The organism is Sphingobacterium sp. UBA1897, from assembly GCF_002337775.1.
GTDB classification, from domain to species: Bacteria; Bacteroidota; Bacteroidia; order Sphingobacteriales; family Sphingobacteriaceae; genus Sphingobacterium; species Sphingobacterium siyangense.
Genome location: NZ_DDGR01000018.1, coordinates 534,501 through 560,846, shown reverse-complemented (window position 1 = coordinate 560,846; position 26,346 = coordinate 534,501). Strand labels below are relative to the sequence as shown.

Annotated in this window: 12 protein-coding genes; 1 reads left to right on the top strand and 11 read right to left on the bottom strand. The window is 41.2% G+C overall.

What is annotated here, in order from left to right; all coding sequences use genetic code 11:
* Nucleotides 1–516 precede the first annotated feature (516 nt).
* Nucleotides 517–1,902 (top strand): glycoside hydrolase family 28 protein, encoded by a 1,386-nt coding sequence (locus tag B4N43_RS10505; protein WP_286734567.1) that lies wholly within the window; start codon nucleotides 517–519, stop codon nucleotides 1,900–1,902.
* 128 nt (nucleotides 1,903–2,030) lie between these two features.
* On the opposite strand, the gene B4N43_RS10500 is transcribed toward B4N43_RS10505, so the two are convergent.
* From B4N43_RS10500 to B4N43_RS10450, 11 genes are all read right to left on the bottom strand, one after another.
* Nucleotides 2,031–4,820: a glycoside hydrolase family 2 protein gene (locus tag B4N43_RS10500; RefSeq protein ID WP_286734566.1), complete on the bottom strand. Its 2,790-nt coding sequence runs from the start codon at nucleotides 4,818–4,820 to the stop codon at nucleotides 2,031–2,033.
* A 508-nt stretch (nucleotides 4,821–5,328) separates the two neighbouring features.
* Entirely contained in the window at nucleotides 5,329–6,753 is a 1,425-nt protein-coding gene (locus B4N43_RS10495) for a sialate O-acetylesterase (protein ID WP_088163078.1), read from the bottom strand.
* Between the two features lie 237 nt (nucleotides 6,754–6,990).
* Nucleotides 6,991–7,929 (bottom strand): glycoside hydrolase family 43 protein, encoded by a 939-nt coding sequence (locus tag B4N43_RS10490; RefSeq protein WP_088163783.1) that lies wholly within the window; start codon nucleotides 7,927–7,929, stop codon nucleotides 6,991–6,993.
* A gap of 61 nt (nucleotides 7,930–7,990) precedes the next feature.
* Nucleotides 7,991–10,405 carry a glycosyl hydrolase 115 family protein gene (locus tag B4N43_RS10485; RefSeq protein ID WP_286734563.1) on the bottom strand — a complete coding sequence of 805 codons (2,415 nt, stop codon included), beginning with the start codon at nucleotides 10,403–10,405 and terminating at the stop codon, nucleotides 7,991–7,993.
* A gap of 15 nt (nucleotides 10,406–10,420) precedes the next feature.
* On the bottom strand, nucleotides 10,421–12,949 hold the full coding sequence (locus B4N43_RS10480; protein ID WP_286734561.1) for an alpha-L-arabinofuranosidase C-terminal domain-containing protein: 2,529 nt from the start codon (nucleotides 12,947–12,949) through the stop codon (nucleotides 10,421–10,423).
* 313 nt (nucleotides 12,950–13,262) lie between these two features.
* Nucleotides 13,263–15,098, bottom strand: a complete 1,836-nt coding sequence (locus B4N43_RS10475; RefSeq protein ID WP_286734560.1) for a RagB/SusD family nutrient uptake outer membrane protein — start codon at nucleotides 15,096–15,098, stop codon at nucleotides 13,263–13,265.
* 14 nt (nucleotides 15,099–15,112) lie between these two features.
* Nucleotides 15,113–18,298, bottom strand: coding sequence for a SusC/RagA family TonB-linked outer membrane protein (locus B4N43_RS10470; RefSeq protein ID WP_286734559.1), 3,186 nt, complete (start codon nucleotides 18,296–18,298; stop codon nucleotides 15,113–15,115).
* A gap of 14 nt (nucleotides 18,299–18,312) precedes the next feature.
* Nucleotides 18,313–19,779: a fasciclin domain-containing protein gene (locus B4N43_RS10465; protein ID WP_286734557.1), complete on the bottom strand. Its 1,467-nt coding sequence runs from the start codon at nucleotides 19,777–19,779 to the stop codon at nucleotides 18,313–18,315.
* A 14-nt stretch (nucleotides 19,780–19,793) separates the two neighbouring features.
* A complete protein-coding gene (locus B4N43_RS10460) occupies nucleotides 19,794–21,599 on the bottom strand; it encodes a fasciclin domain-containing protein (RefSeq protein WP_286734555.1) in 1,806 nt (601 codons plus the stop codon).
* 6 nt (nucleotides 21,600–21,605) lie between these two features.
* Nucleotides 21,606–23,063 carry a RagB/SusD family nutrient uptake outer membrane protein gene (locus B4N43_RS10455; protein WP_286734553.1) on the bottom strand — a complete coding sequence of 486 codons (1,458 nt, stop codon included), beginning with the start codon at nucleotides 23,061–23,063 and terminating at the stop codon, nucleotides 21,606–21,608.
* 9 nt (nucleotides 23,064–23,072) lie between these two features.
* Complete coding sequence (locus B4N43_RS10450) at nucleotides 23,073–26,333, bottom strand: SusC/RagA family TonB-linked outer membrane protein (protein ID WP_286734550.1); 3,261 nt, start codon at nucleotides 26,331–26,333, stop codon at nucleotides 23,073–23,075.
* Between the last annotated feature and the right edge of the window lie 13 nt (nucleotides 26,334–26,346).

The window sequence follows — 26,346 nt, the reverse complement described above, 5'->3', positions numbered from 1 at the left end:
CTAGTTTTAAAAGTATCAACATTTTTAACAAGAGCCGTCCTGTAGTATCCTGAACAAACCAGACAATACAGTCAGAAAGTGCTTGTTTTCATGTATAATAAGGTTAAAAACAGGGATTCAACGTCATTCGTAATATATTTGTTATAGAATTCTCAACTCCAACCCCACACCAACTTATGACCAACTCCTCACTGTAACCACGTTGAGTGCACAGTGAGTCCACGTTGAGTCCACCTTTTAGAGGTTGATTCACCATGCTCTCACCTTTTTAACAATCCGCTTGCAGTCAGGAGTTGATATGGATTTGGTGATACCTTATCCTTAAGAAAATATATCCAAACCACCTTGTACTGTCCTGCTTGGTAAAATTAGGTTCCCCCTTGATTGTTCCTTATTTTTAGTCTTTATTGTTTTTAACCAATTGCTTAGGACCTCCTGATGAAAAATAAACTGGATATTCCATATGGCCTTAAAAAACACAAACCGAGCTTGCGTGCTCATGAAATAATTATTAACATGAAATATAAATCAATCTTCACCCTTATTTTACTATCGATCGCTTTTACTCGATTGAGCGTCGCGCAGATCAGCAAGATCAACCAAGACGATATTAAAATCAAAGCTCCTTTTGAAATCCCAGTATTTAAGGTCCCAAATTTCGAGCATTGTAAAAACTACGATATCCGCGATTTTGGTGCACGTCAGGGTGATAAGGAAAGTACTACCGCAGCAATCGCGAAGGCAATTGCGCTAGCGACAACATCGGGGGGCAATATCATTATTCCTCCAGGTGAATGGTCAACAAAGGCAATCCACTTAAAGAGCAATGTCAACTTACATGTCAGTGCAGGGGCAACCTTATTATTTTCGGGCGACCCGAAAGACTATTTGCCTGCTGTTCACAGTAGTTGGGAAGGGCTTGAGTGCTATAATTATTCGCCATTGATCTATGCATACGAAGCGACAAATGTTGCCATTACCGGTAAGGGAACCATAAAAGCAGATCTGACTGTTTGGGAGAAATGGTTTCCGAGACCAAAGCCGCACATGGAAAGCATCAAAAATCTCTATAATTGGGCACAAGAAGGGAGGCCTGTGGAACAGCGTATCATGGTCAACGACACATCTAACCTTAGACCTCAGTTTATTCAATTTAACCGTTGCCAACATGTTAGGGTCGAAGATATCAAGATCCGAAACAGTCCTTTTTGGACCTTGCATCTCTACCTAACGAAAGATGCGCTTATCCGTGGCATCGACATCTACGCCCATGGGCATAACAATGATGGAATTGACCCAGAAATGAGTCAGAATGTATTGATTGAAAATTGTATATTTGACCAGGGGGATGATGCTATTGCCTTGAAGTCCGGTAGAAATCCCGAAGGCTGGCGGTTGAAAACGCCAACAAAGAATATTGTGATCCGTAATTGCGAGATCCGTGACGGTCACCAGCTCCTTGCCGTTGGAAGTGAACTCTCGGGAGGGATTGAAAATATTTACGTAAACAATTGCACGGTACTGCCGAATGAGAAGCTCATGCATCTACTTTTCATCAAAACCAATGAACGTATGGGCGGTTACGTTAAAAACATTTATTTTTCAAATATCAAAGCCCAAAACGTAAAGGAAGGTATACTTGGAATAGATACGGATGTGCTCTATCAATGGCGCAACCTGGTACCAACCAAAGTAAAAAAACTGACTCCAATAACGAATGTCTATCTTTCCCACATTAAAGCTGAAGAAGGGCAGTTTGTCTCGAAGATCAATGGTAATCCCGAACTTCCAATTCAGACCGTACAATTGAAGGATGTACATCTTAAAAAAACAACATCAACTGCTATTCAAAATAAATACGTCAATGATTTTTCCTACACGAATAGCGATAAAAGTGAATAAAGCACAACCTTTTTGGGTTCAAGAAACCTAAATAAGCATTATTGAAAAGAATACATACTATTAGGGTTATACCATAAAAAAGGGCTTTTCTATTAACATAGAAAAGCCCTTTTTTATGCATTATTCTTTTAATCAGTCAACACATTAACCTTAGGCATCACAAATTGTGTATTTTCTTTTTCGCCTTTTGGGGTTCCAAAGTAAAAATAGAGTGTCCGGTTAATCCTTTTATCCATTTGATTAAGCTCACCCGCGGGTCCATTCACGGCAGCATTTCCATTAATTCCCAATGCCAGTTTTGTTCCAATAGGGGGAATAGCATCTAAAAAGGAAATATCTCCAGACGGCAATTGCGGATATCCTTTAGGACCGGAAATTCCGTAAAACTCGAACAATCGCACAAATAAATCGTCCTGATCTGTTGCGACCAAAAACTTGCCTTGCACTGTATTGAATTGTACCCAGCTAACATCGGAGAAGTAGCCTTTAAATTCAGGAAATGCCCATGGACCAATACCGGCTTTTCCATCATTGTACATTTTTTCCCATGTATTTAGGGTGACACCTTGCATCCTATTCTTCCATACGCGATACGGCCCATTACCGAGCCATTTGGCCCCAATAATATAGTTTTCAGGAAAGTTGAAGCTTACTCCGGCATAAGGCACCGTTTTTTTCATATTGTAAGCATAATCAAGTTTCAACCAGCCGTCTGGCCGCATCGTCCAACGGATAAAACTTAGATTGCCATCAAACATAAACTCAACAACTTCATTTTTTCCATCCTGCCAACGTTTAGCACTTTTCAGCTCCGACTGTCCATCAATAAGCACCGGGCCATTATTAAAAGCTAATTTCATGCTATAATCATTGGCCAGATCAACCAATAATCCTGTTTTTTTGGAGATAAAGGTTGTTATTCCGTTTGCCTTGAGGATATAATTCACACTGTCCTCTTTCGCTTCAACATCGGTAGAAGATTTTAAAGGTAGAATTTCAGCTGTAAGAGCCTGATTGGATTTTATACGCCATGTCCAAGTATAAATTTCCTCCCCATGTGAGTCAGTTGCCATCAATATTAGTGCATCATATTGTTTCCAATCGCTCGGTAAATTCAACTGCACGTTTCCTTTTTGAGTCGGAGCCAATACAGGACTATTTATCTTTAGATTCAACACCGAGTCCACCCCCGCTTCTTCGGCATAGGGCTGTTTATAAGTAATCAATTTACCCTCAAACCTACAATCTTTTAGGTTGGTAAAGTGATAACGATTTTCCACCGGAATAGTTCCATTGAAGTCGGCAGGTAATTTCTTCATCGTAATATGTACAGGTGAATAGATTTCCCGAATAGCATAGAAACTTCCCTCTTTTTCGCGATGTGGCCCAAGGATTCCATCGGGGGCATTTACGCGGTTGACATCAATCACATTGTTGAAATCTGTACGCACGATACCTTCATCTGCAAAATCCCAAATAAATCCGCCTGCACCTAATTTGGCATTCCAGTGCAACTCCCATATATCTGCTAATCCTGCTGCGGCGCCGCCATCGTCCTGTGCATGGAGAAATTCAGTCGGCATGTAAATGTTTGGCCCTTCCAGAATTTTTTTTGTTGAATAAAAGTCTTCATAATGGTTGCAATCGATTCCATTGATGGCGTTCCCAGGTCTATGATGTGCATGGATTACCGTTCTTGCCGAAAGATCATATTTTTTATACTCATCAACAAGTTCTTTATTATGCCCGCCTTCATTGCCATTGCTCCAAAGTATAATGGAAGGATGATTGGCATCTCGAATAACCATTTCTCGCACTAGCTTTTTACCCACAACGGTGCTATATGCCTTCTGCCATCCGGCCAATTCATCCAAAACATATAAGCCCAATGAATCGCAATAGGCCAAAAATGATCTATCTGGCGGATAATGTGAACAGCGTACCGCATTCATGTTCATTTCTTTGATCAGTTTAACATCATTCAGATCCAATTGTGCGTTCACAGATCGTCCAGTTTCGGGCCACCATACATGACGGTTGACACCTTTCATCTTCACTTTTACACCATTGACATAAATACCATCTCCTTCTCGAACTTCGATCGTCCTGAAACCAAAACGATCTTGAGATTGATACCCTTTATTCTTCCCATCCCATAGGGTGTACGTGACCTGATACAAGTTTGGCGTCTCCGCTGTCCACAATAACGGTTTTTCCACTTTCATTTCGATCAATTTTACCGAATCTTTCGCCATAATCGGGAACTTCTGATTTGCGATCAGGTTGCCCTTCAGATCTTTGATCTCCACCTGTAGATTTGTGGCTTTAGACAAACTTTCTAAATGCACGTTGCTTCGAAAAGTTCCATCTGCTTTGGCGTCGATAGCTGTCCAACTGATATGCTCTTGTGGTGTCGCCTCGAGGTATACAGGTCTATAAATACCGCCTAAAATCCAATAATCTGCAAGGCGCTCCGCATTGTTAACAGATTTATCAGAAGACATTTTTGATACAGTCGCTTCCAATATATTGGCCTTGTCAAAGCTGATCTTGTCGGTGACATCGTACTTAAACTGATAGAAAGCACCTTGGTGGATATCTCCAGCCAGCTTACCGTTGATCTTAACTTCGGTATCTGTCATCGAACCTTCAAACACAAGGCTTATTTTTTTACCTTTCCAGTTTTTTGGAACAGTAAATTGATGCCGATACAAACCTTTCTCATCGTGAAAGATGAAATTCTTGCCATAGGTCACATAGTCCCGACCATAGTTATAAGCCCCAAATCCCTGTTGTTCCCAATGACTGGGAACCGCAATCTTATCCCATTTTCCAGCCTTACGTCCCCCAGTTACCCAGAAGTCCCAATTGACCGTATGAACGTTGTCTGTTCCTGAGAGATAGTGTATTTGCTTCATCGTTTGTGCTGAGGCACTATGTGCCATCATAACGTATATCAAAGCAAAGAAGACAATTCGAATTTTAAGCATAGGTTTATTCATTGAATTAGCAAACCTCTAAAATAAAAAGTTCAGGACACTTAAGTATCCTGAACTTACCTGTATGGTTATGTTGCCAATATTGGCATTCACCCCCTGCGATACTGTTGAGACAGAACAGCACAGGATGACAAATTCATTCGGTATACCTAAACTTGCTGTATTAAATTGGTTATTTCCCAATTTAGACGGTGCCTACTTTTGGTATGATTTAGATAAAAAAAGCTATTATAGCAAAGGAAAGCCAGTAAAATAGTATCATATTTTTTATCATAAATTTAGGATTAATTGGTTATTTTAAAGGTTTTCATTCTCCCCGTTTGAAAACCTTTTTTTATAACAATCACTTTTATTAAGATGGCAACAGCATTACAATTTGATCATTATAAAAGCGTGAATATTTCGAAAGAAAGATCTCAGAAATACACTACTCCGTTCTAAAAGGTAAAGTAGGCAATCCTTCCTTATTAAAAAAATTGGGACGCGCTGTTTCATGCCAACCAAAGCGAACCTGTTTTGGTGATCTTACCGAAGCAGCGGATACAACGACATGATCACCTTCAATTTTTGCTTCTGCAGGTACAAATTTACCATCTGCTCCAGCAACCTCAAACCAGGTCAATTGATCGCCTTTACATTGCAATCCGCTGCCAACATGCTTAAAGTTCAGGATTACGTTATTTCCGACTATCTTTTTACTTTTATATTGTGGTCCTGAAAAAACAATATTCTTTTGACCATAGTCAAATGCCAGTGGCCATAATGCCAAGCGACGTCCTACTTCCCATTTATAGGAGGGGTGTATGTCAGAAAGGTCGTCGACCAAATCAGTGACTACAGCCATTCCCGAATTTTTAATGTCCATGCATTTTGTCTGAATCTCCCAAAACCAAGGCAACGCCTCTACATTATGCTGTGTTTTATCCTTTCTTTTACTATAATAATAAGGGGCAATCTGAACATAGTAAAAAGGCATATTTTTGTCCTTCCAGTTTTTACGCCAGGTATCGATCAGCAATTTTTGTTTTGCATAGTAACGAGCATCCTCAAACATCAGATTGCTTTCACCTTGATACCAGATAAATCCTTTCATCGCAAAAGGCGCCAGTGGACGGATCATCGCTTCATACATTTCTCCGGCAACAGCATGCTCAATTTTCGTTTCCCCATTTCGGGTTTCCTGTTTAAAAGTGCTGGAGTTTTGATAGGCTTCCAAGGGTGTCCAGGGCTCTATCCTACTACCTCCCCAAGATGAACTGATCAATCCCACGGGAACGTTCAGCTGTTGTTGCAGGGTCTTTCCAAAGAAATAACCCGGAGCCGAAAATTGCGCGAGTGAATTCGGATCCGCTACTTCCCACCCTTTAGTTTCCACATCGTCCTGCTGCCCTTTCTTTTTGGCAACAAGGAATAACCGAATTTTCGGATTTCCAGGTTGTCGCAATTCTTCCTCAGCCCGATCAACTCCAACAGCAGGCTTCTTATAACCCTTATGTAACTGCATCGTATACTCCATATTAGACTGCCCCGAACATAGCCAAACTTCACCCACAACAACATTTTTCAGCAAAATGGTATTATCTCCCTTTACTTCCATAGTAAATGCATCAAAACTTGCTTTTTGAGCAGTAAAGGTAACACTCCATGCTCCTTTTTGATCGGCCACTGTTTTCCTTATCAAACCTTTCAATCTGACTTCAATCTTCTCTTGAGGATCCGCATGCCCCCATACCACCACTGGTTTTCCTTGCTGAAGGACCATATTCGACCCAAAAACATGTGGTAATGTGACTTTAGCTTGTGTGCTGAACGCAATACCTGCCAAAATAAAGGAAAAGAGGATTTTCTTCATGCTATTTTTATTGAATTGTCTATTCTTAAAACCAAGAGGAACGTTCAATCAGCGGCTTGGCATAGAAAAACCGTCATGACTATCCCTTAAATAATATTTATCTATGTCTGCATATATTCGGATTCAGTGCCGAACTCATGCAATGAAATTAAGCATCTATTTATCGATATGCAACCTGTACTTCACTGTTTCACCCTATAGCATAATACGATAGCCTGTCAATAATTAACAAGGCTATCAGTTTGCTTTTAACAGATTTGATAAAACCGTTTGATTTATCGTAAAAGCAGTTCCATGACGTACTCCCTTCGGAAAGCTCACCCGATCGGAGACATCTTCCCAGTTGATGCCGTCTTTGCTTCGTACAGCTCCATATTTGTGGTCGCGGTATTTATCAAAATATACATAGATATACTCCCCAACCTGCAGCGGAGCAGGCCCCTCCGCCCAATAATTTCCTGTAATCGGCTTAGAGACAGTCGTCGGAAATCCTTTCGCTAAACGCTTTGTTGTTGTGATCCGAATATTTTTCTCAGGTGGGTTAGAATTTTCATTTTTCAACACCATCATGTATTCCTTATTGCCTTTTTGTATAATAGCCGCATCGATGACACTAAATTCGGGATCAAAATATAACTTGGTTTTTGAAAAACGTTTAAAATCCTTTGTCGTGACGTTATACATCCGATGGTTTAAGCCTTTCTCACTGTCGCTGGTCTGTACCTCTTTATGTCGACCAGGGATCGTCGTGGCCCAAATGATATAATATTCCTTCGTCGCCTTGTCGTAAAAAAGCTCTGGAGCCCATGCATTTTTCGCATCAGGTTCATCTACCATGACTGGAATTTCTTTTTGTTCGGTCCAATGTACAAGATCTTTGGAAGAAGAATATCCGATAATTTTATCCCACCAACCCGTTGTCCATACAAGGTGAAAGGTGCCATCAGGGCCTTGGCAAATACTGGGATCACGCATCAGCCTATCTTTTCCCACCGTTGGTATTAAGAAAGGTTTTCCCTGATTCAAGGGTTCCCATTTCAGACCATCCAAACTATAAGCAAGATGCAGTCCGTCAGCACCATTACCTATAAAATAAGAGAAAAGGTAGACAGAAGATTGTGCCTTAACGAGGCAAGTTAAAATAACGAGGAGCGTGACTAGAAATTGTTTTTTCATTTTTATAATCTTATGAATAAGTCTATAACGAGTTTCCATTATAGAGCAGGAAACGAATACTTTAATCCAAATATAGTGTTACTTCATCGACCACTACGCCCTCATCAAGCGCTTTGATACGCAATATGTCCTGTTGCAATGAAGCTATCTTAAATTTAATCGTTCGAATGGCCTGGTTGCGCAAGACATTCTCTTTCCACTCCTCACTTCGTCCAATTGTTTTATAAGAAATGGCAGGCGAACGCTGTTGCCCCAAAGAAACTTCAAAACGCAAATCATCTGAAGAGACCGGGTGTGTAGGCAGTAAGTGGATGACAACGGTAACAGAATCGCCCTTGAGCCCTTTGAGCGGATAACTGGCTTCTACATCCAATGGGATAGCTCCGGCCTGCCCTTCATACCCCAAACCTTCATATCCTATTGAGCCTTTTAGATCTCTACCAGGAATCCGCTTGACGGGCTGATCATTATTGGCCAGTGGAGCAACAGCTTTCTCTTCTATAATCTTATCGAAAACGGCAAGGTTTCTGGGTTTATAATCCATTATCCCCTTCCACTTTCCTTTATTCAAGGCATTGTATTGCGCAGTTAAGGAAACGATTTTATCATATGCATCGTGGCTTTTTTGCCATTCAGCTTTGCCATGACGTGCCAACTGCGCATAAAGGTGCTTTTCATTCATCTTTGCCGCTGCAACAACCGGATACAGCACTAATTCAAAATATGCATCCTTGCGATCCAACGGGACTGAAGCCTCAATTGCGGTGGCTGCATCTTGAATATGTTTATACTGCACCAATCGCTTTTTAATCTGCTGTTCGGACCAAGGTAGGTCTTTCACAATTTTATAGGCTGGATCTTTTTCTTCCGTACGTGTATTTCCCATAAACTCAGGTTTTCGAATATGAGCCAACCGATAATGTTCCTGCATAATCGGCACGATCTTCTTCGCCAAACGATGTCCAAATTCCCGTTGCAAAAATTGATTCAGATGCTGGTAGATGCCTATTTTTTTTACCCGGTCCATATCCCAGGCCATGTCCATCAGGAGTTCAATCTGATATTCAGCAGGCTTAATATCCCCAACATTGACAATCCACATTTTTTTAACATCATGTTGATAAGCTGTATTAAGCTGCTGGTAAATCAGCGCCGGACTCATGGTCGACAACCAAAGATAATCATGTGGTCGTCCCCAATAGGAAACATGATAATACAGTCCATTACCACCCGATCTTTTTCTTTCTATCGGATTTGGGAAGTGGGTGATATAACCATAATTATCGTCACACCACATCAGTGTTGTATAGTCAGGAAGATCCATACCGGCCCTATACACGTCCAATACCTCTTTATAAGGTATAACAACCTGAGGAATCTGCGCGGGGTCTGCATTGACATATTTTTTCAACAGATCCGTTTGATCTTTAATGACCTTATTGATCGCATCTTTATAAGCTGCAGTTGTTTTGACGCCTTCCATTGCTCCATCGTGTTTCCCACGCATACCCAGTGTAAATATGTTATGGGATTGCCCCAGTGTTTTGAGTCGATTGGACCAATAATCAACAATCTCATTTTTATTTGTCAAATAATTATAGGGCCCCCGACCTACGATATCCCATTCCGTCGCACTGTTTCGAGCGAGGGGTTCACAATGAGATGAGCCGATATATATTCCATATTTTTCGGCCATTTCGCGATTTCCCTGGACAAAATAGAAAGGAACAGTTACTTCATGCATTGCTGGCCAAATTGAATTAGCCCGCAGCCTTAATAACAGCTCAAAAATACGTGCATAGGTCTTAGGCCCTATCGTCGCCATTTTTTTTGTTTTGGCTGGATCAATTCCTGCATCTAACTTTGCTTCGGGTTCATAGGTTTTGCTGCTCCAAGGTGTCAATCCCCAGTCCTCATCATTTAAAAAAATCCCCCGGAATTGCACTTTAGGAAATTGCTTGTCTTCAAAATCGACGGGCAGAGAAATTGTTGATTTTTTAAGAGGAACCACATCTGCCCACCAACTCCATGGAGAAACGCCCAATTTTCTAGAAATTTCCATCACTCCATATGCCGTACCTCTAGCATCAGATCCTATCACTAAAAGTGTCGGCACTTTTTCTATCGGAATCACCTTCAAACAAAACATTTCCCATTGACCTTCCATTTCAGGAAGACGGATATGATAATCTTTTATCAATTTGCCAATTATTGGATCATGCAATTCTCCAACGATAATCGCCCCAGGATCAGCATTGTCGATTCGTTTAAATGCAGATTGACCAACTTGTTGTGCATCTGCATCCAAAAGTTCCAAAGCGGTTTCAATGATAGGATTTCTTCCACCATAATAAACATCCGCAGCCCGATTATTTTTGATCAGACTGAAGCCTGAGCCGGCAAACAAGGGCCCAATTGTCAAACAGAGGTTTATAAAAACTAAAATAGAACTCTTCTGCAAAGCTGGATATATCATATGAATTGAATGAGGCTATTTTGCACCCGACTGAATTCGGATCACAGTTAACGAATAAGGCGGTAATTGTTGGTTTTTAAGCTTGCCAACGGACACGGTCTTTTCTTCGGGTTTTGCCGTTTTACTGTCCAATTTCCCTGTCAACTGAGCGACAAGAGCTGTATCACCCTTCAAATGGAGTTGATCCAATTCCAATTGTATATTGACCGCAACTGGCAAAATATTAACCAGTTTTACAATGAGCGATTGATCTTTAGGATCTTTAACAATAGAAAATGCCATACGCCTATGTACCTCAACGTCAGCATTGGCATAAACTGCTTCTACTGGAATATATTCGGTTCCGTTATTACGCCCAAATAATTGCTGTACATAATAGGATGGTGTTAAATTTATATCGGTATTGGAGAAATAAATAAGATCGGGGCGCCATTGCGTATAGCCATCTTTGGCTAACAATGGCGCATAAGAAGCCATCTTAACAACGTCACCATTTCTTTCCAATGCCGTGAGATATGCCGCTTCAGCCAATGCAACTTCCAAGGTACTCGCCCGTCCATGAATATGGGCAGCGTATTCGCCCAAATACACCTGTGATTTGCTGCGATCATATTTATCATAGAAGTCTTGATTATGAATAAACCAGCCCGGTGTCTGATAATAGTGTTCATCCATAATGGGTACATTCAATTTATCGGCAATTTTCCAACCTTCTACATAGTCTGTTCCCTCAAAAAATGGCCCTGCCGTTCCAATGACCTGTATTTCGGGATATTTTGCACTTATAGCGTTATAGATCATGGTAAAACGCTCCTCAAAAACATTCGATATTAAATCTTCGTTACCAACACCAATGTATTTTAGATGAAATGGCTCGGGGTGCCCCGCGGCAGCTCGTACCTTTCCCCAGGTACTATTTTTATCGCCATTGGCCCATTCAATCAGATTCAGTACTTCCTGGATATAGTCATCCATATCTTCCATTGGGATACCACATTGTTGTCCACCCAATGGATGATCATGAGCACCCGAATTTTGGCAGGGTACACCGGCCGCCACTACTGGAACAGCATAGGCACCCATGTCTTCACAAAATTGAAAATACTCGTAATACCCCAAGCCCACGGTTTGATGATATCCCCACATGTTACGCTGTGGCATACGGCTTTCCAACGGTCCTACAGTATTAGACCAATTGTAGATATTTTCAATTCCATCCCCATGTGCTAAACAGCCACCCGGAAAACGGACAAAACGGGGATTCAATGCAGCTATAGCCTCGGCCAGATCCTTCCGTAATCCATTTTTTCGTCCTTTAAATGTATGCTGAGGGAATAAAGAAATCAGATCCAGATCCAATTGTTGTCGGTCTGTAAATACAAATTCCAATACGGCATCCTTACAAGTGGCATTAGATGTCAATACCAATTGATATTTTTTCCAGTTTTTACCGTCAACAATTACGGATTTCTCATCGAGGATTTTTCCGTCTTTTGTACTTATCCGGATCTTTAGTTTAGGTACTTTACCAACAGTGCCCCTTCCGAAAAACGAAAGATCATAGCGTTCGTTCTTATTCAAGGCAATGCCATCGTAGCCTATATTTCTGAGGATGCCTTCACCCTGCAATCTCGCATAATGTTTATTATTAGGATGAATTGGATTGATGCTGTCAATATGAAATTGTCCCGAGCCATCCATACGCCAAGCAGTTTTCGCGTTCCAATTTTTATCACGGCCTTGTTTATCGCTCAATTTATATTCAAAGTCTCTATTTTGAATCAATTCTGCATAAAGACCTCCGTCTGCGGCATAATTAATATCTTCAAAAAAAACACCCACCAACATATCACTGATGGACTTGGTTTGCCCTACCTTCGGCGTTAATTTGACATCCAATGGCTTTAGGCCAGGGAAGCGGGCGTCATCGTCAACGCTTCGTTCGGACCATTGTTTTTGCTTAAGCAGCGCGAGATCATAATGCTTGATTAATTCTTTGATAACAGACCATGAAACTTTCAACTTGGTTCCACGTAAACTTTCGCCATTTATGGAGATATTATCACGAGTCAATAAACTGTTTTTTACAAAAGATACCACTGATTTATCCAAATCATTTAAAGCAACAAAATAATCTTGTCTGCCCCAATTGAAAAAATCGGATGTAAAAGTATATGCATAAGGACCGTCACTTTCAGGACTTAATTGCCACGCACAGGACCAGCCGCCTCCAGTTCGAGGAAACAATACAGGATTTATCATCCGTTTTTCTGACCCCCAGCGGCCATAATCTGATTTTACAAAGGCAAGTTCTGTTCCTATAGAGTTCCATTGCTTACCATCCAAACTCCAGGCATATAATAACCCTTCCCTTCCAGCATTCTTTTCTTTTGCATAAGCAAAGAAATAAGCCGAATCCGGTTCTGAGCTCCTGCAGCTATAAGCATATACAGGTGTATTGAAAATCCAAGATAGACAAAAAAAGCAAATCGCTTTTGTAAGAAATAAATAGCAGACTCTAAATTTTAAAGAAACTCGTTCCATTGGTTATAATTAATCAGAAATACCTATAAATGTAAAAATTACATTTATAAAACGCAAATGGCATTATCAAAAGATTGCACTGTCATTGACATGTTACGATTACATACTCGTCTCACGATAAACACACGATTTGAATGAGCTGTTGATAGAGCCCAGTAAGTATCGATTACCGCTAACGAGCAATATCTCCACACAATGATATTAAAGAGTTTCGAATTCACTATCCTGCTGTCTCATGGTCAACATCAAAGAAAAAGGCCTGCACAAAGCAGACCTTTAACCATTAAATCAATAATCCAAACGTATATCAGGTTTACCGCAATTTAAAAGGTAAATACCAATTGTTCATATCCATTAACTTGCTACGTACTGCTCCAGCTTTCGGGTTATTTGCTTTCAGCAATTTCTCATAGACTTTATCGGCTAGGAAAGCGGGGTCATGACGGCGTTTTGCTATACGCATCAGATCTGACCAACGTTCGCCTTCGAAGGCTAACTCAAGAGCAGATTCTTCTACGATCTTATCCTCCAGATCAGCTTGCGGTACATTAAAAGCGGTCATCATGCTTCCGTAACCACTTACTGTACCCGGACCATATTCAATGCCTGCGAATTGCCAACGCGGCATGGTAGCCCGTCCACGGATTCCCGAATTCCGATACCAAACCCCACGTACGATACTCGCATTGTCGCGTGCATCAAAATAATAGGGCGAGGATTCGGCAAAAGTGGTCCTATTCGTCCCAAATCCTTCATAAGTTATTTCGGATTCCAATTCAAAAAAATTGCCAGGTATAATACCACCGTCTTTCGTAAAAGCGCCATAATAGAAGGTACTGATTAGCCCCCAGTTTGCCAATGCATAGGCCAAACGGCCCTGACCATCTCGATTGGCGGCCTCTGCAAAGCGAAGATGCGCCCCTGCGGCTCGATTGATATTCCAACGACCGCCTTTATTTAACAAGCTCAATAAATCCCCTGAATTATCCGTAAATTTTGTAATCACAGGATCACCATTTGCAGCAACTTCATAAGATAGCTTACTCCGGGGATCCCAGGGAATACCCGCATTATTGGTCTGTGAATTCCATAAATCAATCACCTTTTGAGAGGGCTTAAGTGCATAGTTACCTGACTTAGAAAATAGATCTATAAAAGGATTTCCAGGAGCAAAAGAGTTATGGTATGGAATAGACCAGTTCCATTCGGAATTCCATTCCCGTACCGTGTTCGATAGCGCAAACATACTTCGCCACCCTGCTGTTAAAGAATTTACCAAAGATGACCCCTCCTGGGCTCTTGCAAAACTCACATTAAAGTAGCTCCAGCCAATACGGTTGAAATTGAACAGATAATTAATATCACTATTATTGTCTTCGGCAGACAGCAATCCCTTATAACTCTTTGCCGCTTCATAGTAATTTCCTTTCCAAAGATAAAGTTCGCCCAGGACATGAGCCTTGCTGATAAACACCTTCTGTGTGCTCGCGCCATCTGTCGTAAAAACCAATGTGCTACCTGTTGGGTAGGCATACGGATCCTGATAAGGCAGGTCTTTTGTGTCACTAATGAGAGAATCAACCAAATTATCGAAAGTTGTTTTCGGATAGTTCTCCAAACTTTTAATCTCGTCAACACTTTCAATGGTATTTTTCACATAGGGGACATTTCCAAAGTGAATCCCTAATTGTAAATACAACCATGCACGTAGCATAGCGAGGTCAGAATAACGCTGATTGAATTCGGTATTGCTCAGCTTCCCCTGCCGCTCCATCACCTTGAAGTTCTTCAAGGCATCATTACAATTGAAGATAATTTTATAAAAAGCAGATGGATCTGCATAAGGATTATCTTCTGCTACTTCATGATTGGAAACTTGCTGCAAATAGGGATTTGCATTTTGTGTGACGTCCATGAGATCGGCCCTTAATTCGTTCAGGACAATATAACGTTCACCTAGCCCAGCTACTTGTCCATAAATCCCAAGCACTACCGCATCAGCATCGGCAAGCGTATTGTACATTTTTGAACTGTCCAATTTATCCTCGGGCGAGAAATCCAACGCTTTCTTACAAGATGTAAAAGAGAGGCTACAGGCCAATAAGGCCCAGAGTGAATATTTCGAATATTTTCTGTATGTGATAAACATAGTATATTAAATTTTTATAAACCGATCCTCAATCCCAGCTGCACAGAGCGAACAATGGGTTCCAACGTCACATCAATCCCCTGATGAAAAACATCAGCAGACTGTGCAAATTCAGGATCATAACCTAAATACTTACTAAAAGTCAACACGTTATTGGCAGTACCATATAGACGGACATATTTGATGATACGTTTATTTACTGGAATACCGTACTCAACGGAAAGCTGACGAAGCCGAACATATGAACCATCTTCTATCCAGCGATTTGAAAATCGACTATTTCCCATTGGATCGTTGAGTGCAACGCGAGGCACATCAGTTTCCTGGCCTTCCGCCCGCCATCTATTTTGTAATAGTTCTGTCTGGTTATAAAATGTACTTCCCAACTCTAGTTGTGCCCGTGTATAGTTATAAATGTCATTGCCTACGCTGAATGTCACCAATGCACCGAATTTCCAATTTTTATAGGTCAGGCTGTTATTCAATCCGCCCACTAAATCTGGATTGGGATCACCTATGATCATTCGATCACGATCATCAATGATCTTGTCGCCGTTACGGTCTGTAAACTTCCCATCTCCTGCCTGAAAAGGTATTTTATGACCTGTTGCATCTAAAATTGCTAGTCCAGAAGTGGCGGCTTCGGCACTGGTACGATAGACACCGTTGAACTGGTACCCATAAAAGGCATTGGGTGCGCCACCTTTCTCGCTCACAAAAGTTCCACCGGCATATTGTGTATAGGATGTTTCGGGAAGATCAGTGATCGTGCTTTTATAGTGACTTAGTGTCAATGAGGCATCCCATTTGACCGGACCGGTCAGAATACGTCCAAACAAGGAGAAGTCAATACCGCGTGTACGCATTGAACCATTATTATAGAGGTAGTAACTAATTCCCGAAACAGTATTCCCCGAATTATAAGCCAGCATATCACTTGTCCTATTTTGATAGATATCAACGCCTAAATTGATGCGTTCATTCAACAACGAAAGATCTGTCCCAACGTTTATTTTTTCTACTTTCTCCCATTTTAGATAAGGATTGGCAACACCATCGCGCACAAGTCCCTGGACACCTAAGAAGTTCTGGGAGATATAATTCTGCCGCGCATCATAATTTCCAATATCATCATTGCCTGTAATTCCATAACTCGCCCGAAGTTTCCATAATGAGATCGTACTATTTCCTTTTAAAAAATCCTCATTGGACAATAACCATGCAGCTCCAACTGCCGGGAATACGGCATATACCTTATCTGCAAGCTTTAAGCCTCCTTTTGCTTTTTCTCCAAAACGGGAAGATCCATCCATCGATATGGATGCATTTAAGATATAAGTATTCTTCCAGCTAAAATTACCCATAGCATAGGCCGTCATATTTGCCCATTTACCGATATGCCCTCCATAAACCCGAGATGCCGGTGTTGAGTTACCAATACTGACCAGCTGATCGGTCGCCGAATTATAGCCTAGTGCATAATCTTGTTCCGAATCATGCTTGTGGTACCGGACTCCACCAATAGCTTCCACTCGGCCCTGAGTTCCTAGATCCTGATTATATTGCAGGCGCAAATCATTTGAAATCGAATAATAACGTGCCACCTGCGTACCGAGACGACTATAAACTTCCATATTATTTACCGTGTCCTTTGCGACTCCTTTTTTAGGAATAAAGAAATCCTCTTGCGCTTTATCATAGGTTACGGTAGACAGGTTACTTAACTTAAAATTTGTATTGAATGCATAGTTGAACACCAAAGAACCTAAAAACCGATAGGCCTTTTTATTATTAATCCCATTTTGTGTGATTTGCATCGGATTGGAATAGCCGAAATAATCAGCTTCAGCATAATTCGGTGAAATGCTGCCGTCTGGAGCAATATCATGCGTATTTAAAAATGGAGACTTAATCAGCGAAAGAAACAAAGGGTTGGTCTTTGGTGATAAGCCCTGATCCTTCAAGCTTTGCTGTCCATAACCCATGGAGATATTGGTCTGAGCAGTTAATTTTTTGGTCAGGTTCATGTCGCCGTTAAAACGTGCCGTATAGCGATTTTGCTTCGTGTTATCCAAAACCCCCTGTTCATTGTTATAACCTACCGACAAGGCATACCGTGCTATATTATCTCCCCCTGTAACCCGAAGAAAATAATTCTGGTCGACCGTATTATTAAGCACATCTTTCTGCCAATCCGTTTCATTATGATATTTCGCATATTCTTCGAATTTTGAATTATCATTATTGAAAGGCATATTCGCAATTTCCTCACCACTGTACGTACTCGTTGCTAACAAATCATTCAAATAACTTCGGTAAGCATAAGACTTCATGACGGGAATACGTTGCGGACGGAAATTATATCCTGTTGTTGCCTGCAAATCGATCTGTGTAGCCAACTCTTTTGAATGGTTTGTATTAATGACCACGACTCCATTGGAGGATTTGGCTCCATAAATATTAGCAGATACAGCATCTTTCAATACCGTAATATCTTGAATGTCGCGCACATCAATATGCTGCAATGCATTATTGAGATGTCCTGTCGTTATAGAAGGACTCAAATGCTCCGCATTATACACAATACCGTCTACAATATATAAGGGCTGATTATTGGAATACAGCGATTGCAAGCCGCGAATATTGAGATTTCCGCCAATAGAAGGTGTTCCTGAATGGCGGGTTACTTGTACTCCGGCTAGCTTGCCCTGTAGATAGCTAACGACCGTCTCAGAATTCTGTTCCCAGGCATTGAGTTCCAATTTATCGACTGCGCCAGTATTGTTTAAAACTCCATTATCACCAAATACTGTCTCTGTTTTTTTATAGAAAGAACGATACCCGTCAGGGTACAGGACCACTTTCATTGATTTATCCAGCAGTACTGGTACCTGCTTAGCTATATATCCATCCAAAGAAACTTCAACAATTGCATTGGAAACCGGTAGCTCCAAGCGGAAATTTCCTTTACTATCCGTCAATTTTGCAACGTTACTGCCGTAAGTTATACGAGCACCTGCGATGGGTTTATTGGTTTGGCTGTCATAGACAGTACCTTTAACCGAATAAGCAGAAGTAACTTGTCCTTGTTTTTGTATATTACGGGCGACAGTATCTTGTTGCGCCCAACTGCTGTGCGCTCCCAAAGTGGAAATAAACAAGATAATACCCAATTTATAATTTATGTTGATCGAACTCATTTCGTTTTGCTTAGTTATTGAATAATCGGGACGAATCGGAGATATTCTAAAATAATAGGACCAGTACCATTGCTCATAACAAGCAAAGGCAGATTCCCATATTGGTCTTGCGTCACCTCACCTAAATAAACTTCTCCGTGATTGAGCGGCTGTACATCAAATATCATTCGCGTATCGTTTGCACCCAAGTTATTGACGACTGAACGTTTGTATAAATCCACCTCATTCACCGAGATAAGTTTCGGATCAAAAAAGTAGACATATTGGATAAACGCTGCTGTTTGCGGATCACCAGCCAATCCCATAATTGCTCGTCCGTATACTTTATATTTAGCGACGTTCATACCTGTAGCGCGATACTTTACATAAAAGGAAGTAACTTTATGATCATATACTTCAATGTCATTGTATAAATTTCCTTCATTATCTCGCTTTTCCCTGAAAAAGGTATTTGATCGCTTATCCGTTTGCTTGTAACCGATGGGCCTTGCCCCCAATACCTTGATTTCCTTGATCTGATCCGCTAGTGCAAACTCAAGTCGCTTCACACGATAAACAACTCCATTACTGGCCTTTGTCCGCGAGATAATATTTGTGGGGTCAAGACTAAATTTTGTTCCCGCTATTGAAATCAGATTATTTGTAAGTTGATCCGTTGCCAATTCCCCCTCTACAATAAAATCGCGCAACAAAGCCTTTTTAGCAAAAAACGTAGTCGTACTGTCGGGACGGAGCGTATTCCCTTCCTCATAGGCTGTCGCATAGAAAGGTCTTAACTTAGCATACTCGGTCTCAAAATTTTCGTCGTCTACGACGAAATAGGTATGTTTCTTATTTTCAGTCGTCATATTGCGACGTACTTCCGTATACCATACCGGACTATACCTGTAATATATAATATCACCCTCTGTGGACACTGTATCAAAGGAATTTACAGCCTCAATTTGCTTGGTGTCGGCAAAAAAGGTGCGTACTAGATTAAATATATTCTGAAGAGGCTTTAGGGGACGACCTACCACATGGTACAGTCCATTGCTCGCCACCAGATTCCCCTGAAGAGGTTCAACACCGTCAAATGCGCCATGCGTAAACTCCACATATTTATTGCGAAAGTTTAATGCCTTTACGGTATCAGCTCCTGAATTCACATTATAGACCGAATTGATAATATGGTAGCCTACAAAACTCTTGATCACCGCAGTATCGGAAAAATTATATTGTTCCTGTACAGCAGCAATGGCATCATTAGTTGGTACAATCAAGGTATAATTTTTCGATGCTTTCAACGATTCACCATAGCCCGATTTATTGAGTAGGTCCATAAAAGTTGAAAACTCAGCATGCTCGGAAATAATGGTGTACAAGTTTTTTTGAGCATCGGCATCACCTCCTCCAAAATGATCCTCCCAATTTTTGGAACAAGCAGACAATAAACACATGCCCAATACGACTAGGTAAATTTTATAAATTATAGCTTTCATAATTGTGTATCCTGTTATTTTGGTCTATAAAAAAGTTCACCTGAAATCTGATGAAATCTAGGGTAGTTCTGCTCAAGATCATCTGCGGGGATAAATTGGATCATATCCAGATAGACGGTATTGCTACCACACTTCTTATCTTTGATCGCTTCAAAACGGATGACATGTCGATCAGTCGTCTCGACATTGATAATACCGGCCAAACGGCCAACATTCAATGGCGCTTCACTACCCGATTTTGCCTTGAGTCCACCGGTAATATTATTTGCATTGTAATCGCCTACTGTTGCCATGTAACGTTTGTAACCCTGTGCCAGCATCAGATTATCCGCATTTGCATTCGCGAGGTCGCTAACGCCCGAAGCGGTCAGACTTTGATTCAATATGATCGTATTGGGCAGGATTTGTTCATCCCCTTTTCCAGGATTAAACGTCGCCTGAATCTCTGGGGCATCGCCATGCTGGGCATAACAGATCCAGACTTTATACCGTCCTTTTACGAGATATGGCGTCTTAAATTCAATCCATTTTGCCCGCGCACTATTGTTCGCGCAAAGCGACAGACTTAAGAGGTCTCCATTTGCATAAGGGCGCTTCGTTTCTAAGGCTTTATAATAGTAATATCCGTTCGTACCAATGGTCGAAACCGTCAAACTATTAAAGGCAAAAGAATTGGCAATGGTCGCACCATTTGCCACCAATGCCTTGGAACTATTAAAATAGGCGCTTCCCAGTGCATTGACTAATTCGGGAGAGGTCGCTATATCAAAATACACGGGCACCTGCTGGCGGACCTTAATCTTAAATGGCTGTTTCGCTTCATGCAGCACACCATTGGACGCCAATACATCGCTTTGTGATCTGTTGATTTCAGCACCCGCTTCATGAACCCCATTAAACACGTCATCATTCAATAAGATCTGCGCACCTAATAATTTGGTTGAAATAATCTCTTTTGGAGCCAAAGTATAGATCGTATTTGCGGCAACGATGTCTTCCAAGAATTTGATATCGTTACTTAAATGGTAGGCCATATATAACCACAAACTATCCTTATGGCTTTTTACATCACCAGTCTGTGAATAGGCTGCTTTCATATCCGCATAACTTTTGATTCCCTGTAGCTGCAAAACGGAGTCTGACTCAACAATAGCGGTCTGAAAACGTTTAGCATCCGCCACAGCTACACCGCGTTGATAATATAAAGTATCATAAAACCCAGTCTCTTTTAAAGCCTCGGCAAAAATGGAATAACGAGGATTATTGCCTATCAATTCAGCAAGACTATGTGCTGGTGGAACTAATACTTTATTTATGGAGTGAATAATGCCGTTACCACAGCTAATATTGGATCTAATAATTTTTGCCGATTTATTAATTCGGTAAATCCCATTTTGCACATCTGTGTATAAATATTCACCTAATAAGCTCGCTGTTTTGATTTTCCCATCTGTAAAACGTGTGCTGCCTACCGTATCTCTCACCACGTGATATTTGACAAAATCCAATAGCTGCGCATCTGTAAAATCATTCAATCCTGTTTTTCCATTATCTTCGATCCAGGCATTAATACTCTCATTATTGGGAGCAAACAATGTGTAGGTACCATAAGCACCTAGATAGCCCGCCGTTTTCGAGCGGTATAAGATTTCGGTCAATAAGGAATAATCAGTTTCATGTGCTTCCAAATAACCTGTAATATTCATTTCATCTGAAGTTGAAATTCGATATTTCTCTTTTTGACAGGAAAATATAAGCGCAACGGATAGGACAAACCATGTCCCTATCAGCCAATATTGTTTTCTAAAATTTCTTTTCATAACGATCTATTTTAGGTAAAATGGGTTTTGCTTCAACTGTTTGTCTTTGAAGAGTTCCGTTTCCAAAATGGGAAGATAATGGCTGTCCACATCGCGCACTTTATTAATTGCCGATTGGCGTACATTAGCGTCTACAACTTTCGTTACAAGATCTACTAGCACATTGATGTTCGCATAATTATCTTTCCTTGCCAAGCGCAAAAGGTCAAACCAACGTTTACCTTCAAAAGTAAGTTCACGTGCACGCTCAGCGAAGACGAATAGGATGATTCCTTCTAAATCTGTCGCTTCAATATTCGGATCCGTAGCTCTTATGGCTTTACGCTTGGTTCGCAAATCCTCCAGAAGTGCCAATGCTTCCGTCCCTCGCCCGAGCTCTGCCAGAGCTTCAGCACGCATCAACATGACGTCAGATATGCGGTAGAGCTGAAAATTGTAGTAGTCGGGTGATTCCGTACCGTATTTTCTCAGATCTCCCGACATACCATACAGGATTCCTTCTCCACGACTATCGAATAAATCTATATCTGTCCCTTCGTTGGAGGGAAAAATCTCATTATTCAAGATATCCACATTGGCTGTGAATGGTCTACGTGCAGTCACGCCAATATTATAAATCGGATTTTCACTGGAGTTTTTATGGCTCAACTCCCAAATCGTTTCCATCGTGCCACCATCAAAAATTTCGGGTAGTGCTGCGCCAATTAAACTATATCGTCCAGTTTCTAAAATTTTTGTGGTCTGCTCTTCCACTTTATCGTATTGTTCCAGCCATAGATATACATCGGCCAACATCGCCCGTACCGCGGGTCTTGTCACCCGACCGGTATTTGTCGCATTGTAACCCGAAGTATTGACATGGTATTCGGGTATCCAATCCAAAGCCTGCAAGAGATCTTTCTCGATTTGCTTGAGCACTTCATCGCCATTGGACTGCCCTACAGAAACAATATCGGTGTCTTTGGAGGTGCCTTTTAATTTTAAAGGGATATCCCGAAAAGTGCGAACTAAATAGAAATACAAAAAGCTGCGGACAGCTAAAGCTTCCCCCAAATCTGTATTGTATTCGGCCTCTGTAAAGGTAGGATCGGCCTGCTTTGCCTGACCTGCATAATCAATCAGCAGATTACAATTATTTATCGCGGTATAAATAGCACTCCAGTCCGCAATTACATTTGTGCTTAAAATATTGTAATTTTTTACCAGGCGATTGTCGTCTGTCGCATAACTTGTCAACCCAACTAGATCGGCCCTAAGTTCGCCCCACGTGAACAATTGCTGTTCAACAGGTCCTGAATTAAGGGAAGAATAGATACCGATTAAGGCGGCATGGACATCCTCCTTTGTTTTCCAAAATTCTGCACGGGTTATTCCATCCTGCGGCTGTAAATCCAGCCATTTATTACAAGAATTGAGTAAAATGCTTCCCGCAGCAACTAAACTCCATAAAATTGTTCTTTTCATAACCTTGTTTTAAAAACGTGCTGTAATACCTAGTGTAACTGTTTTTAATGGCGGTGTCATTGAATTATCCATTAACACCGTAAATGCATCCTTTAACTTTACGGCAACATCAGGGTCTTGACCGGTATACTTCGTCAGCGTAAATATGTTTTCTACGGTCAAATAAGCGCCAAGCCCCTCGATGTGAAACCGCTGCAAGAACTCTTTCGCAAAGTCATACTTTAAGGTGACTGTACGCAAACGTAAAAAAGAAGCGTCCTCGACATAGCGGCTGGATCCCAAAGAATTATATCCGGTTCCAAACAATGCACGCGGGATATCTGTAATGTCACCATCCTTACGCCATCTGCGCAACACGGCCGTGCTTTGATTGTTATACCCAAGCATATCAGTTGTATTCATTTTGGTTCCATTAATAATTTGAGATCCTTGTCTGTAGTTAAAGAAGGCGCTTAATTTCAAACGTTTATTATATCCCACATTAAATCCAAACCCACCCGTAAGCTTCGGATTACTATTGCCCAAATACACAATATCCTTTTGATCAATCACACCGTCGTGGTTGATATCTTCATACATCGCATCGCCCGCCTGGAATACATAATCTACCGTAGGATAATTAAAACGCATATAAATCGTCTCGCCGTCTGGGCTCACGATGGCATTTCCCTGTGCATCTTTTGCTATGGTAGCTTCCTGATCTTTGTAAACGCCCAAATAGCGAAATCCATAGAAAGATCCATACGGATTATTTTCCTGGAAATAGGTAAAGAATGTTTTATTCTTTAATGATGATCTAGCATTTTCGCGCGGATAAAGCGGTGATATCTCGCGGATCACATTTTGATTGTGTGCAATATTGAACGTAAAACTGACATCCCATTTTTTATTACGAATGGGCACCACGGTAAAATTTGCTTCCCAGCCGTCATTATCCATTGTACCAACATTCATAGCCAGTCCACTATATCCAGTATAGGTCGGAATCTGAATATTGTCCATCATCAAATCCGTTGTTCTATTTTTATAAATCTCTCCACCAAACATCAAACGGTAGTCGAACATCTCTACATCCATACCCAAATTCTGCTGTGTCACCGTTTCCCATTTTAAGTCGGACAACTCTATATTTTTTGAATAGACACCGTTTTCATCCAAATAAGCATAATCATTGGTGCTATATACATTGATATAAGTATAATCACGTCGGGGAGCATTACCACTGCGTCCCCAGCTTGCTCTTAGCTTAATATCTTTTATGGCGTTAATATCTTTCAAGAAATTTTCCCTTCCGATCTGCCAAGCGGCGGAGAAAGCAGGAAATAATCCATAACGATTATCAGGACCAAATTTTGAGTTGCCATCACCACGCAGACTTGCGGCAAAAACATACTTTTTGTTGAGCATATAATTTGCCTGGATTAAGGCTCCGATTGATCGCGATTGTGTCGTTACAGATTTAGCGTCGCCGGTCAATGTGCGCGACGCAACACTTGGATCCTGCAGATAGGATGACGCTGTATTTGTTGAACTGAGCCCTTGGATCGTATACCGATAATCTGATGTTAAAAAGGATAGATTGGCCGTCAGTTGATGATTGTCGCCCAATGCAGGGGTAAACAAAAGCCGGGTATTGGTACTCAGTGAAAATTCATCCAAATCGGAATCAGATGCTTTATTCACCGTATTTTCCGTAAAAGGCCGACCTGTTGCCAACTGAGGTAAAAAGAGTTTGGTTTTGTTGTTTCTAATATTTAACGCCAGTGTACTTACAAATCGCAAGGTATTGGGTATCAATTTATAATCCACATTAAAACGGGTTCCCAAAATATCACCCAACTGTTTACCAATCGCATTTTGAACCATAGAGAGCGGATTATATGTCCCTGGATAAAATCCTTGCGCCGAAGAAGCAGGATTAAATAGATTACCTGTTAGGTTCCCATATTCATCGTATTCCCAAATGGCCTGATTGGGCATCTTTCGATAAGCAATATCCCGTACATTAGCATGATAAAGATTATCATTGTCGACGTGGGTATATGAAACGTCCGACTGAAAGCCGATGCGCTCAGAAACTACATAATCTAGATTGATACGAGCAGATAGGCGATTTAGCCCTGTTCCAATAGTTGTTCCTTCTTGATTAAAATAACCTATTGAGGCCAGATAGCGTGCTTTTTCACCGCCACCACGTACCTGGAGATTATGATCTTGAAAATACCCCAACTGTGTAATGGCATCTACCCAGTTGGAATTGTTACTATAGTTGTGATATATATAGGTATTATTCGGGTCGTACTGGAACTGCTGCGCATTGTCTGTCGTTGAAAAGACCCTACCCGCATTATAGAATTCTTCAGACAACAAGGTCGAGTACTGATCGCCATTCAATAGTGGAATAGATTCAGGTTGCTTTGAAATAGATCCTTTGAAAGTGTACCCCAACGTGGGAGCACTAACAGTTCCGCGTTTCGTTGTGATAACCAACACCCCATTTGCTCCACGCGATCCCCAAACAGCAGTTGCAGCAGCATCTTTCAATACCGAGATATCCTGAATATCAGATGGCGCAATATTTAAAAGCTGCCCATACGCATTATCATCAGAAGTTGCAAAGTTGAAATCGTCCGGAATGGTAATATCATAAGGCATTCCGTCAACTACAATAAGCGGGTCAGTTGCTCCATTTAGAGACGATGTACCACGAATCCGGATCTGCATTCCAGCCCCCGGATCGCCTGATACCGTCGTGATATCAACTCCTGGCAACCTTCCCTGCAACGCTTGATCGACAGACACTGATTGCATTTCGGACAGCTCATCCATGCTAATCGTTGAGATCGCTGCTGTATTGCGTTCTTTCGAAATCCCCATACCCGTACCGTCATTGATAGGTTTTGACTTTGAGATAACAACCTCATCAATCACATTATTTGTCGATTCAATCTGTACATTGATTGTTTTTCTATCCCCTACAGCAATCGCACCCGAAGATTTATAACCCGTGTAGGAGACCGCTAGTTTCAAGCCTTGCATTCGAGCTCTAAGACTATAGTTCCCCTCAACATCTGTAGTCGTTCCGACAATTGTGCGGTTGTCATTATCTTTTAAGACAACTGTTGCTCCGGCGATGGGTTGTTTTGTTCCCTTTTCTGTTACCTTTCCAGTGAGCAAAGCCGCATTATTTTGCGCGTAAACTCCTCCTCCCCAGAAAGTCATCCATACGATGCACCCTATTAAAATCAAATAGTTTATCTGTTTCATCATGTTTTCGGTTAGA

Bases quoted from the DNA above. Each gene is read 5' to 3' on its own strand.
- B4N43_RS10455 (WP_286734553.1), bottom strand. From the start codon at position 23,063: ATGAAAAGAACAATTTTATGGAGTTTAGTTGCTGCGGGAAGCATTTTA.
- B4N43_RS10450 (WP_286734550.1), bottom strand. From the start codon at position 26,333: ATGATGAAACAGATAAACTATTTGATTTTAATAGGGTGCATCGTATGG.
- B4N43_RS10470 (WP_286734559.1), bottom strand. From the start codon at position 18,298: ATGAGTTCGATCAACATAAATTATAAATTGGGTATTATCTTGTTTATT.
- B4N43_RS10500 (WP_286734566.1), bottom strand. From the start codon at position 4,820: ATGAAGCAAATACACTATCTCTCAGGAACAGACAACGTTCATACGGTC.
- B4N43_RS10460 (WP_286734555.1), bottom strand. From the start codon at position 21,599: ATGAAAAGAAATTTTAGAAAACAATATTGGCTGATAGGGACATGGTTT.
- B4N43_RS10480 (WP_286734561.1), bottom strand. From the start codon at position 12,949: ATGGAACGAGTTTCTTTAAAATTTAGAGTCTGCTATTTATTTCTTACA.
- B4N43_RS10465 (WP_286734557.1), bottom strand. From the start codon at position 19,779: ATGAAAGCTATAATTTATAAAATTTACCTAGTCGTATTGGGCATGTGT.
- B4N43_RS10495 (WP_088163078.1), bottom strand. From the start codon at position 6,753: ATGAAGAAAATCCTCTTTTCCTTTATTTTGGCAGGTATTGCGTTCAGC.
- B4N43_RS10490 (WP_088163783.1), bottom strand. From the start codon at position 7,929: ATGAAAAAACAATTTCTAGTCACGCTCCTCGTTATTTTAACTTGCCTC.
- B4N43_RS10485 (WP_286734563.1), bottom strand. From the start codon at position 10,405: ATGATATATCCAGCTTTGCAGAAGAGTTCTATTTTAGTTTTTATAAAC.
- B4N43_RS10475 (WP_286734560.1), bottom strand. From the start codon at position 15,098: ATGTTTATCACATACAGAAAATATTCGAAATATTCACTCTGGGCCTTA.
- B4N43_RS10505 (WP_286734567.1), top strand. From the start codon at position 517: ATGAAATATAAATCAATCTTCACCCTTATTTTACTATCGATCGCTTTT.